Consider the following 11,037-nt stretch of genomic DNA (forward strand, 5'->3'; position numbering starts at 1 on the left):
ATCTGTCGCTCATTTGCGCTTGCACTTGCACTTTTGTATCAATGTGTAATGCTTGAGGTGTTGTTAATAAAAAGTTGCGAGGCAAACCCAATGCACAGATCAATACAACGCGTCGGGCTTTGCCTTGCGTTTCTGGTGGCGGTGTCCACCGGCTCGGCCCTGGCGGCCGACAAACCGAACATCCTGGTGATCTGGGGTGATGACATCGGCCAGTCCAACATCAGTGCCTATACCCGCGGCCTGATGGGCTACAAGACACCGAACATCGACCGCATTGCCAATGAAGGCATGTTGTTCACGGATTACTACGGGGAGCAGAGCTGCACCGCCGGTCGAGCCTCCTTCATCATGGGGCAATCGGTGTTCCGCACCGGGCTCTCCAAGGTAGGCCTGCCAGGCGCTGAACTGGGCATGCAGGAAGAGGATCCGACCATCGCCGGGCTGCTGAAAAACCACGGCTACATGACAGGCCAGTTCGGCAAGAACCATCTGGGCGACAAAGATGAGCATCTGCCGACCAACCACGGCTTCGATGAGTTCTTTGGCAACCTCTATCACCTGAATGCGGAAGAGGAGCCCGAAAACGAGGACTACCCGACAGACCCCGCCTTCCGTGAAAAATATGGCCCGCGCGGTGTCATCCGCTCCTATGCTGACGGTCGCATCGAAGACACCGGCCCGCTGAGCAAGCGGCGCATGGAAACCGTTGACGATGAAACGGTTGCTGCGGCGAAAGACTTCATTACCCGCGCAGTGAAAGCCGATACCCCCTTCTTCGTCTGGTGGAGCGGCACGCGTATGCACTTCCGCACCCATGTCAGCGACGAAAAAATGGCGATGGTGAAGAAGCAGTACCCCCACGCGGATGAATACACCGCCGGCATGATCGAGCACGATATGCATATCGGTGAGTTCCTCACGTTGCTTGATGAGCTGGGTGTGGCAGATAACACCCTGGTGTTCTACTCCACCGACAACGGCCCGCATATGAACACCTGGCCGGACGCGGCGATGACACCCTTCCGCGGTGAGAAGAATACCAATTGGGAAGGCGGCTGGCGGGTACCTGCCGCGGTGCGCTGGCCCGGCAAGATCCCGGCTGGCAGTGTTTCCAACGACATCATGCACCACATGGACTGGCTGCCCACCTTCCTGGCAGTCGCGGGCGAGCCCGATGTGAAGGAGAAACTGCTCAAGGGGCACCGCGCGATCAACCGCAAATACAAAGTGCACCTGGATGGTTACAACTTTCTGCCTTTCCTTACCGGGGAAGCCGAGACCGGGCCGCGTCGCGAGATTTTCTACTTCTCAGATGACGGTGACCTGACGGCTCTGCGTTACAACGCGTGGAAGCTGGTGTTCCTGGAGCAGCGCGTAGCGCAGACACTGCAGGCGTGGCAGGAGCCGTTTGTGGAGTTGCGTTTGCCTTACATCTTCAACCTGCGCCGCGATCCCTACGAGCGCGCCCAGATCACCTCCAACACCTACTATGACTGGATGCTGGACAGGGCTTATCTGCTTGTTCCTGCGCAAGATTATGTGGCGCAATTCCTGGCGACCTTCAAGGAATACCCGCCGCGTCAAAAAGCCGCCAGTTTCTCGCTGGACCAGGTGATGGAAAAACTGACGACGCCCGCCGGGAATCCCTGAGGCGATCGATGAGGACCCCGCGGGCGAAAGTCCGCGGGGTTTTTTTATGCACGAAATACGGGTGGTTAAGTGAGTTGCCCAGCTAGTTGGCTATGGAGGAGTCGGTCTGTGCAGACTGTGGTGACGTCACGGCCTGGCGGAAAAAGCCGTTGAGCAACAGCGACCACTGTTCCTGCCAGTTCTCGGTGGGTGAGCGGGTGAAGCCGCTGCGCACGAACTGGGCGATACGCCCTTCGGCGGTCGCCATGAGCAGGTTGGCGGCGGCGGGTAGTGGAATGACCGGGCGCAGCCCCTCGCGCAATTCCGCCTCCCGCAGCACCTGTTTCAGCTGTGTTTCGTAGCGGTCGAAAAGCTGTGCCACGCGCTGGTGCAGACGGTCGTTTTCCCCGGCAAGGGCATCGCCGGTGAGTATGCGGGTAATGCCCGGGTTGCGTTCGGTGAAGGCCAGCAGCAGCAGCAACATCTTCTCGCAGCGCCTGGCCACGCCGGGTTCCTCAGTGAGAATGAGGTTGATGCGGGAAAACAACGTGTCTTCAATGAACTCGATCAGCCCCTCGAACATCTTTCCCTTGCTGGGAAAATGACGGTAGAGCGCGGCTTCGGAAACACCGACCTCACGCGCCAGACCGGCGGTCGTGATGCGATTGCCAGGGCTGGCCTCCAGCATCTGGGCAAGGGCTTCCAGGATTTGCTGACGGCGTTGGGATTTTTTCGGCGGCATGTCGCTCACGATCAATGACGGGTGCCCTAATGCTATCGGCTCACCGGAGCGGCTGCAACACGCGAAATGTTCCCGTGTCCTGGTTTAGCCCGCGCGACCGGTAATCAATGTGCCAATGCCGGTGTCGGTGAAGATCTCCAGGAGCACCGCGTGCGGTACACGGCCGTCGATGATGTGCGCACTCGCCACACCGGACTTGACTGCATCCAGTGCGCAGCCGATTTTTGGCAGCATGCCGCCGCTGATGGTGCCGTCTTCTATCAGCCCGTCCACCTGTCGTGTACTTAGCCCTGTGAGAATGTTGCCCTGCTTGTCCAACAGGCCAGAGACGTTGGTGAGCAACATGAGTTTTTCCGCGCGCATGACCTGGGCGATTTTGCTGGCTACGAGGTCTGCGTTGATGTTGTAGGTGTTGCCGGCATGGTCTACGCCAATGGGTGCGATAACGGGAATGAAGTGGCTACCCAGAATCACATTGAGCACTTCCGTGTCGATCTGGTCGACTTCACCCACATGGCCTATGTCGACGATCTCCGATGCGCCGAGCTCGGGACTGTAGCGGTTTACGGTGAGTTTGCGCGCGCGAATCAGCTGGCCGTCCTTGCCGGTGACACCAATGGCCTTGCCGCCGGCACGGCTGATGGAAGACACGATCTCCTTGTTCACGCTGCCGCCGAGCACCATTTCCACCACGTCCATGGTTTCGCTGTCCGTTACCCGCATGCCGTTGACGAACTCGGTGTGGATATTGAGTTTCTTCAGCAGCTCGCCAATCTGTGGGCCTCCGCCATGCACCACCACCGGATTCATGCCGACCAGCTTCATCAGCACGACGTCCCGGGCGAAGCTTTCATGCAGCACCGGGTCCACCATGGCATTGCCACCGAACTTCACCACGATGGTCTTGCCCGTGAAGTGCTGGATATAGGGCAATGCTTCGGTCAGTACCTGGGCGATGTTAAGGGCGGATTCACGGTCGAGCGACATAGTCTTTCCTGCGGCGGACTCTGGGCGAGCGGAGTGGGTATCGGGTTATTCGGGGAGGGTGAGCTGTGGCGACACCACGGCCATCTGGTCCCGGAAATCGGTCATGATAGCGCGCAAGCGCTGCTCTGTGGAGGCCTCGAAGCGGGCGGTGAGCGCCGCCGACGTGTTGGATGCACGCACCAGGCCCCAGCCGTCGTTGAAATCGACGCGCAGGCCATCGAGTGTGTTCACCTTGCCCTCCGGGAAGTAGGCGCCATCCACCAGCTGTTGTACCAGTGCGAACTTGTCATCATCTGGAACCGGGATGAGAATCTCCGGCGTGTTTGCCGACTGCGGCAGGGCATCGAGCATGTCGTCAAGGGTCTGGTTCTGGTTGCTGAGTATTTCCGCCAGGCGTACGGCCGCGTACATGCCGTCATCAAAACCATACCAGCGTTCGCCGAAGAAAATGTGCCCGGAAAATTCGCCGCCGAGCATCGCGCCGGTTTCCAGCATTTTTTCCCGCATGAAGGCGTGCCCGGTTTTCGACAGCACAGGTCGACCACCGTGCTCGACAATCAGCTGCCCCAGGTTGCGGCTGCACTTCACGTCAAATACCACGTCCGTGCCCGGGTTACGGGATACGACGTCTTCGACATACAGCATCATCAACTGATCCGTGCGCAGTATCCGGCCGGAGCCCGTCACTACGGCAATGCGGTCACCGTCACCATCGAAGGCAACACCCAGGTCGGCGTGGTTGTGACGCACGGCCGCCGCGAGGTCGGACAGATTTTCCTCGCGGCTGGTATCCGGGGAACGGTTCGGGAAGCGCCCGTCAATTTCGCAGTACAGTTGCATGACATCACAACCGAGTTCCGCAAACAGCTGCGGCGCGATGTCGCTGGTGGCCCCGTTGCCCGCGTCCACCACCACCTTCAGGGGAGCGGGCAGGGTGATGTCGCTGATAATTTCCTCGAGGTAGGCGGGCAGTGGATCCGCTTTTGACGCCTTGCCCCGGCCCTCCCTGAAGTCACCGGACAGCGCGGTTTCGCGTATGCGCTGCATCAGGCCTGTCGAGCTGGGTGCGTTCTTCAGCACGATTTTGAGCCCGTTGTAGGACGCCGGGTTGTGGCTGCCGGTCACCATGACGCCGGAGCGGGTTTGCAGGGTGCGCGTTGCAAAGTACAGCAGCGGTGTCGGCACGACACCGATGTCGATAACCTCGCGACCCGTACTGAGCAGCGCCTTGATCAGGGCCGCTTTGATGCGGGGGCTGGATGTTCGCCCGTCGCACCCTACGATCAGCGCGGTTTCGTTGTTGTCGGCCGCGATGGTGCCCAGCGCACGACCGATCAGGCTGACGGTGGTATCGCCCAACTCTCGCTCGGCCTGTCCACGAATATCGTAGGCGCGGAATATCTGTGCCGGCAGGAAGTGCTCGGCGTTGACCACGGGGTCGTGAGAGAGGTCGGCGTTCTCGAGTTCGACGTGAGTGTCGGTGCTGCCGAGATCGGGCTCTTCCTCCACCAGGTGCGTACGCTGGAACAGCGGATGCATCAGGTGGTTGTCGGACTGGCTGGTTTTCGGCGGCTCGGGTTCTTCCTCCTCTTCGTCGAGAGGTGCATGACCGCTGTGTTCTGTGAGCAGTTTGCGCAGGTGCTCTCCGAGGGGAACCAGGTGCGGCAGGTGCAGCTGTACCTGGCCACGCAAGCCGGCACCGCGAATGATATGGGCAACATCGCTGACCAACAGGCCGGGTATCCGTGCGGCCAACAGCAACAGGCCACCGGTGATACCGAGCAAAATCAGGGCCAGCAGGAGCAGTACCGGTAGGCGGGTGATGTGGAACTGGGCGATAAGGGAATTCGATGGCGTGAACACCAGCTGCCAACTGGTGTCCGGGACGGTATACACCACGCGGTACGCATCGCCCGGTGCCTCGGCGCTGCCTACGGTGATCAGCTCCACACCGTTTTCCACATGGCTCTGCTGCAGGGTCACCTGCCCATTGGCTGGGTCGGCCAGCTCCAGCCAGCGCGGGATAAGGGCTTTATCGAAGGTCCCGAGGATTACGGTCTGGCGCCCCGGCCTGTTGTCAGCACGCACCAGTTGTGCCATGGACGTGTAGATCTGGCCGTCCGCGCGGTAGGTTTCCGGCTGGCTCGGGTCACCTGTGGTAGCACGGCGCACCAGGTCGAGTTCAATGTGGTTGCGTAACTGATGGCTTGACCCGCTGAGGCTGGCTGTGCCCAGGTCGCTGAGCAGCAGTGCACGTACCTCGCTGAACTCTGGGAAGAGTCGCAGGATCTGCCGCTCAAGCGGCGCTACCGTCGCCTCATCGGCAACCAGCAGCTGCTGCCCAAGTGCGCTGTCGGAGACCTGCTGCAGGCGTTTGCGCAGGTCCGCCGCGACCTGCGCCAGGGCGCGCGCCTGTTCGCTGGCAATGATATTCACCGCGGCGCGGGTATGCCGATCCTGCAGTTCGGCATCGCGCAGCAGGGCGAGGTAACCGAACCCGAGCAGCACCGGCAAGGTGATGGTGAGCACGGCGATCAGGAGTATGCGGTGCAAGGTCGCCTTGCTGGCGACAACCCCGGCAGCGGTGTTCTTGATGCCTTTAGCCATCCGGCGCCTCCATGCGCTGTGCGATCAGGGCTATCAGCTCGCGCGCAATGGTTGACTTGCTCGCCTGCGCCAGCGCGCAGCTGCCCTGCTGCCAGAACACGGTTACGGCATTCTGGTCACTGTTGAAACCAATGGCCGTATCGGAAACATCGTTGGCGACGATCATGTCCAGTTTTTTACGCTCGAGTTTGCCTCGCGCATACTGTTCCAGATCGTGTGTTTCCGCGGCAAAGCCCACGGTGAAAGGCGCCTGCGCATGGCCGCTCACGGTGGCCAGGATATCCGTGGTGCGCTCCAGTTCGAGGGTGAGGTGCTCCGCGTCCTTTTTTATCTTGCCTGCGGCGACTGTCGCCGGCCGGTAGTCCGCTACAGCGGCGCAGGCGATGAACAGGTCGCATTCCTTCACCCGCTCGAGGCAGGCGTCCAGCATCTGGGCCGCACTCACAACATCCACGCGTTCTGCGTGCTCGGGTGTGGCCAGCTGCACGGGTCCGCTGATCAGGGTTACCTGCGCGCCGGCATCCACGGCCGCAGCGGCCAGGGCGTAGCCCATCTTGCCGGAGCTGTGATTGGAAAGGTAGCGCACAGGATCGAGTGCTTCACGAGTTGGCCCCGCGGTGATCACAACGCGGCGGCCGGCCAATGCGCCGTTGGCAAACAGGCCGGCAGCGGCCAGCGCGATATTGACGGGCTGTTCCATGCGTCCGGGGCCTACATCCCCGCAGGCCTGCTCACCCGAGGCCGGGCCCACCAGTGACATGCCCCGGTCCTGGAGCGTGTCGATGTTGGCGCTGGTGGCGGGGTCGCGCCACATCTGCTGGTTCATCGCGGGCGCGACCAGTTTTGGCGCCGCGGTGGCGAGGGCAACGGTAGTCAAGAGGTCATCGGCGCGCCCACTGGCCAACCGGGCGATCAGGTCTGCGGTAGCCGGCGCAATAATCAGCAGGTCGGCCCAGCGCGCCAGTTCGATATGCCCCATGCCGAGCTCGGCCTCGGTGTCCAGCAACTCGGTGTGAACCGGGTGGCCGGAGAGTGCCTGCAAGGTCAGCGGCGTGATGAATTCCTGCGCGCCCCGGGTCATCACGACCCGCACGTCGGCGCCGCGCTCCTTGAGTTGGCGGACGAGCTCTGCCGATTTGTAGGCGGCGATGCCGCCGCTGACGCCGAGCACAACATTGCGATTGAAAAGATGTGCCACTGCGGCTACCCAACTGGGACAATAAGTTGTTTTCAAAGGCGAACAATACCATCACGACAGGTGTTTTGACACCGCAGGGCCGAAGCCAGGGAGGGCGTCGCCATGTCAATCAGGAATTGGGCCGCGGGGGAGGGCCCGCGGGACAAGCTGCTGCAGCGTGGCGCGAGGACGCTTTCCGACGCCGAGTTGCTCGCCGTGTTGCTGCGCACCGGGCGCCGCGGCTACTCCGCGCTGGATCTGGGGCGCGACCTGTTGCAGCGCTTCGGCAGCCTGGGCGGGCTGCTGGGCGCAAGCCAGGAAACGTTGCTGGAGTATCCGGGGTTGGGGTCTGGCAAGTACGCGTTGCTGAAAGCCGGGCTCGAGCTCGCCCGGCGCCACGCGCTGGAACAGGCCCGCGCCGGGAGTGCCCTGTGCAGCCCCCAGGCGACGCGGCAGTTTCTGCAGCATCATCTGGGTGGGCAGCCGCGGGAAGTCTTTACCTGCCTGTTTCTCGACAACCAGCACCGCATCCTGCGATGCGAGGATCTCTTTTTCGGCACGCTGGATGGTGCTGCCGTATACCCGCGCGAGGTGGCGGTGCGCGCGCTGCAATACCATGCAGCGGCGGTGATTCTCGCTCACAACCACCCCTCCGGCATCGCCGAGCCCAGCCACGCGGACCGGCGCATCACCGAGCGCCTGCAGGCGGCCCTGGGTCTGCTGGATATCCGCGTGCTGGACCACGTCATCGTGGGGCGTGGCCAGAGCTATTCCTTTGCCGAGAGCGGGTTGCTGTAGCGTGTATTTCGCGGCTGGTTTTGCTTGCGATGCGTGGGGTGTTCTGGTATAAAGTCGCGCTCCGCGCGGCCGGGGTACCCTTTCAGACCCGTTTGGCCACACAAATTCGACAAGTCCCGTGGTATATGGGAGAGGCAATCATGGCAAGAGTATGTCAGGTCACCGGCAAGCGCCCGGTCACAGGAAACAATGTATCACACGCAAAAAACCGCACGCGCCGCCGTTTTTTGCCGAACCTGCACCACCACCGGTTCTGGGTTGAATCCGAGAAGCGCTTTGTCTCCCTGCGTGTTTCCAGCAAGGGCATGCGTATCATCGACAAGAAGGGCATTGATCAGGTGCTGAGCGACATTCGCGCCAGCGGCGTCAAGGTCTAAGCGGCGAAGTCTGAAGGAGAATAGCCATGAGAGACAAGATCAGAATGATTTCGTCAGCGGGTACAGGCCATTTTTATACCACTGACAAGAACAAGCGTACCACCCCGGACAAGCTGGAAATGAAGAAATACGATCCAGTTGTGCGCAAGCACGTCATGTATAAGGAAGGCAAGATCAAGTAAGCGCGTCTCGCCTCCAGATGCGTAGGGAACCCCGGCCTGTGTCGGGGTTTTTTATGGCCACGCAACATGCCTGAACTGCCCGAAGTCGAAACGACCCGTCGCGGTGTGCTGCCCTGGACCGAGGGGCAACGCGTGCTCGCCGTGGACATCCGCGAACCCCGCCTGCGCTGGCCAATACCGGATGACTTGCCGCAGCGGCTCTGCGGTCAACATATCACCGCAGTTGAACGTCGCGCCAAGTACCTGCTCTTTCACACCGCCGCCGGCAGCCTGTTGGTGCACCTGGGAATGTCCGGCTCCCTGCGCGTAATCCGCGATAACAGCCCTCTGCTGCGTCACGACCACGTGCAGATCACGCTCGCCAGCGGTGATCGCCTGCGTTACAACGACCCCCGGCGCTTCGGTTGCATGCTTTGGCTGGCTCCCGGCGAATGTCACCCGCTGCTCTCCGGGCTGGGTCCGGAACCGCTGTCCGAGGCTTTCAGCGGCGAGCTGCTCCATGCGCGCGCCCGCGGCCGCCGCGGTGCCGTGAAGCCGTTTCTGATGGACGGCAAGGTGGTTGTGGGTGTGGGTAATATTTACGCCAATGAGGCGCTGTTCCTCGCGGGCATTCGTCCGGATCGCCCCGCGGGCAAGATCAGCCTGGCCCGCTACCAGCGTCTGACTGTGCATGTGAAGCAAGTACTTACTTCCGCTATAACGCAGGGAGGGACGACTCTGCGCGACTTCGTGGGCGGTGACGGTAAGCCGGGCTACTTCGCGCAGCAGCTCGCGGTCTACGGCCGCGGCGGCAGGCCTTGCACCCGCTGCGCGCGCCCCCTGCAGGAGGTGCGGCTGGGCCAGCGCAGCACAGTGTATTGCGTGGCCTGTCAGCGCTGAACAGGCTACACTCTGGGTCTGTCTGGGTGGGGACGTCTGTCCCGCGGGGGAGTGAACAATGAAAACCAATGACCTTAATCGCCGGCTCGCGTCTGCTGCTTTGGCTGTATGCCTGACGGCGCCTCTATTGGCCGTGCCGCAACAGGCTGCGGCGCAAAACGCCGTGGACGAAAGCCCGTCTGCCGGTGCCATGGTGGGGGATCTGCTGATTGCGCGTCCTATTGGCGCGGTGATGACCGTGGGTGGCACGGCCGCCTGGTTGGTCAGCCTGCCCTTTACCCTCCTCGCGGGTCACGCCGGGGAAGCGGCCGAAACGTTGATGGTGGGCCCGGCGGAAGCCACCTTCATGCGTTGCCTCGGCTGCCGCGAAAGCGGTTATACCAACAAAGACATCGACCGCAATCGCGCACGCAAGGCCGCCGCCGCGGCTGAAGAAGCCGGCAACTAGCGAAAACGTTCCTGCAGGGCCCGGGCCACCGGCTCGGGCACGAAAGGCGTGATGTCGCCGCTGAGAGCGGCGATTTCGCGCACCAGCGAGGACGAGATGTAGGACAGATGCTCCGAGGGCGTCAGGAAAATGCTCTCGAATTCCGGGTCCAGCGCGCGGTTCATGTTGGCAAGCTGGAATTCGTATTCAAAATCCGCCACGGCGCGCAAACCGCGCAGTACACAGCGTGCCCCCTGACTGTGTACGAAATCAATCAGCAGGTTGCTGAAGCCCACCACCTCCACGTTGTCCAGATGCTGCAGCGAGGCCTGGCACAGCGCCACGCGCTCCTCCAGGTTGAACAGCGGCGTCTTCTTTTCACTGTGCGCAATGGCCACCACCACTTTGCCAAACAGGCGTGCGGCCCGTTCCGTCAGGTCGACGTGACCGTTGGTGATCGGATCGAACGTGCCCGGGTAAATGACCGTGTGTGAATTCATGCAGGGTACTCAGCGCTGAAAGACCAGCCGCGGATGGTAAACACTCACTGTAGCCGGTGCAAACGCCCCCGGCGTCACGCCGTGGTGCGGAACACGCGGTAGCGCACCGCGCCGGAGGTTTTATCGCGATACAGTATCCAGTCTGCCGGTAGTGCGGCTTCCGGCTCGGTCGCCGCGGTTTCAATGTAGATGCTCGCTCGTGGAGCGAGCACGCCGCTCTGTGCCAGCAGCGCACAGACAGGTTCCACCAGTTGCAGGGCAAACGGCGGGTCAATGAACACGATATCCCAGGGGCCGGCCCCCGAGGCCAGCAGGTCAAGCGCGCTGCAGCCATGGCAGCTGGCGCGGGCAGCGCCATCCAGGGTAGCCAGGTGGCGACGGATCTGCGCCAGGCTGGCAGCATTGTTGTCGACAAAATCGCAGTGACGCGCCCCGCGGGAAAGCGCCTCCAGCCCGAGCGCGCCGGAGCCGCTGAACAGGTCCGCGCAGCGGGCATCCGGCACCTCGGCCGCCAGCCAGTTGAACAGGGTTTCCCGCACGCGATCACCGGTGGGCCGAAGGCCCTCCGCGGCGTTGAAGAGCAGTTTGCGGCCGCGCCAGCGCCCGCCGATGATACGCAGGCTGCTGCTGGCGGTTGGCGGCTGCTTGGCCGGCCGGCGCCGTGCTGTCATTTCGTCGCTCCCCCGAGCAGTGGTAGGATACGCTGTCCTGCGGATGCCTCCCGCGAATTTT

At 62.1% G+C, this 11,037-nt stretch carries 12 protein-coding genes; 6 read left to right on the forward strand and 6 right to left on the reverse strand.

Features of this window, described 5'->3' with window-relative positions; all coding sequences use genetic code 11:
- The first annotated feature begins 90 nt into the window (after nt 1-90).
- A complete protein-coding gene (locus EGJ68_RS02190) occupies nt 91-1,650 on the forward strand; it encodes an arylsulfatase (protein ID WP_123032917.1) in 1,560 nt (519 codons plus the stop codon).
- 82 nt (nt 1,651-1,732) lie between these two features.
- Here EGJ68_RS02190 and slmA read toward each other — a convergent pair whose 3' ends face one another.
- The 4 genes from slmA to coaBC form a co-directional block, all read right to left on the reverse strand.
- Nucleotides 1,733-2,371, reverse strand: coding sequence for a nucleoid occlusion factor SlmA (gene slmA / locus EGJ68_RS02195; protein WP_123033991.1), 639 nt, complete (start codon nt 2,369-2,371; stop codon nt 1,733-1,735).
- A gap of 84 nt (nt 2,372-2,455) precedes the next feature.
- Nucleotides 2,456-3,358, reverse strand: coding sequence for an acetylglutamate kinase (argB, locus tag EGJ68_RS02200; protein WP_123032918.1), 903 nt, complete (start codon nt 3,356-3,358; stop codon nt 2,456-2,458).
- Nucleotides 3,359-3,403: 45 nt separating this feature from the next.
- The gene (locus tag EGJ68_RS18290; protein ID WP_123032919.1) at nt 3,404-5,965 is read right to left on the reverse strand and encodes a phosphomannomutase/phosphoglucomutase; all 2,562 of its coding nucleotides are present in this window, start codon (nt 5,963-5,965) and stop codon (nt 3,404-3,406) included.
- A complete protein-coding gene (coaBC, locus tag EGJ68_RS02210) occupies nt 5,958-7,163 on the reverse strand; it encodes a bifunctional phosphopantothenoylcysteine decarboxylase/phosphopantothenate--cysteine ligase CoaBC (protein ID WP_123032920.1) in 1,206 nt (401 codons plus the stop codon). Before coaBC ends, EGJ68_RS18290 begins: the two co-directional genes overlap by 8 nt.
- 102 nt (nt 7,164-7,265) lie before the next feature.
- On the opposite strand from coaBC, the gene radC reads away from it, so the two are divergent.
- The 5 genes from radC (at nt 7,266) to EGJ68_RS02235 (ending at nt 9,826) form a co-directional block, all read left to right on the forward strand.
- Entirely contained in the window at nt 7,266-7,940 is a 675-nt protein-coding gene (radC, locus tag EGJ68_RS02215; protein ID WP_027950177.1) for a RadC family protein, read from the forward strand.
- Nucleotides 7,941-8,080: 140 nt separating this feature from the next.
- Nucleotides 8,081-8,317 carry a 50S ribosomal protein L28 gene (gene rpmB, locus EGJ68_RS02220; RefSeq protein WP_027950178.1) on the forward strand — a complete coding sequence of 79 codons (237 nt, stop codon included), beginning with the start codon at nt 8,081-8,083 and terminating at the stop codon, nt 8,315-8,317.
- Nucleotides 8,318-8,343: 26 nt separating this feature from the next.
- The gene (rpmG, locus tag EGJ68_RS02225; RefSeq protein WP_027950179.1) at nt 8,344-8,499 is read left to right on the forward strand and encodes a 50S ribosomal protein L33; all 156 of its coding nucleotides are present in this window, start codon (nt 8,344-8,346) and stop codon (nt 8,497-8,499) included.
- Between the two features lie 66 nt (nt 8,500-8,565).
- Entirely contained in the window at nt 8,566-9,378 is an 813-nt protein-coding gene (gene mutM / locus EGJ68_RS02230) for a bifunctional DNA-formamidopyrimidine glycosylase/DNA-(apurinic or apyrimidinic site) lyase (RefSeq protein ID WP_123032921.1), read from the forward strand.
- A 58-nt stretch (nt 9,379-9,436) separates the two neighbouring features.
- Nucleotides 9,437-9,826, forward strand: coding sequence for a hypothetical protein (locus EGJ68_RS02235; protein ID WP_199227901.1), 390 nt, complete (start codon nt 9,437-9,439; stop codon nt 9,824-9,826).
- Here EGJ68_RS02235 and coaD read toward each other — a convergent pair.
- Nucleotides 9,823-10,305: a pantetheine-phosphate adenylyltransferase gene (gene coaD, locus EGJ68_RS02240; protein WP_123032922.1), complete on the reverse strand. Its 483-nt coding sequence runs from the start codon at nt 10,303-10,305 to the stop codon at nt 9,823-9,825. The genes EGJ68_RS02235 and coaD overlap by 4 nt on opposite strands.
- A gap of 74 nt (nt 10,306-10,379) precedes the next feature.
- Entirely contained in the window at nt 10,380-10,976 is a 597-nt protein-coding gene (gene rsmD / locus EGJ68_RS02245) for a 16S rRNA (guanine(966)-N(2))-methyltransferase RsmD (protein ID WP_123033993.1), read from the reverse strand.
- Nucleotides 10,977-11,037: the final 61 nt, after the last annotated feature.

This window comes from Haliea alexandrii (assembly GCF_003719295.1).
Classification (GTDB): domain Bacteria; phylum Pseudomonadota; class Gammaproteobacteria; order Pseudomonadales; family Halieaceae; genus Haliea; species Haliea alexandrii.

What these genes read in the sequence shown, in the direction of transcription:
- EGJ68_RS02190 (WP_123032917.1), top strand. Translation starts at nt 91, where the DNA reads ATGCACAGATCAATACAACGCGTCGGGCTTTGCCTTGCGTTTCTGGTG.
- slmA (WP_123033991.1), bottom strand. Translation starts at nt 2,371, where the DNA reads ATGCCGCCGAAAAAATCCCAACGCCGTCAGCAAATCCTGGAAGCCCTT.
- argB (WP_123032918.1), bottom strand. Translation starts at nt 3,358, where the DNA reads ATGTCGCTCGACCGTGAATCCGCCCTTAACATCGCCCAGGTACTGACC.
- EGJ68_RS18290 (WP_123032919.1), bottom strand. Translation starts at nt 5,965, where the DNA reads ATGGCTAAAGGCATCAAGAACACCGCTGCCGGGGTTGTCGCCAGCAAG.
- radC (WP_027950177.1), top strand. Translation starts at nt 7,266, where the DNA reads ATGTCAATCAGGAATTGGGCCGCGGGGGAGGGCCCGCGGGACAAGCTG.
- rpmB (WP_027950178.1), top strand. Translation starts at nt 8,081, where the DNA reads ATGGCAAGAGTATGTCAGGTCACCGGCAAGCGCCCGGTCACAGGAAAC.
- rpmG (WP_027950179.1), top strand. Translation starts at nt 8,344, where the DNA reads ATGAGAGACAAGATCAGAATGATTTCGTCAGCGGGTACAGGCCATTTT.
- mutM (WP_123032921.1), top strand. Translation starts at nt 8,566, where the DNA reads ATGCCTGAACTGCCCGAAGTCGAAACGACCCGTCGCGGTGTGCTGCCC.
- EGJ68_RS02235 (WP_199227901.1), top strand. Translation starts at nt 9,437, where the DNA reads ATGAAAACCAATGACCTTAATCGCCGGCTCGCGTCTGCTGCTTTGGCT.
- coaD (WP_123032922.1), bottom strand. Translation starts at nt 10,305, where the DNA reads ATGAATTCACACACGGTCATTTACCCGGGCACGTTCGATCCGATCACC.
- rsmD (WP_123033993.1), bottom strand. Translation starts at nt 10,976, where the DNA reads ATGACAGCACGGCGCCGGCCGGCCAAGCAGCCGCCAACCGCCAGCAGC.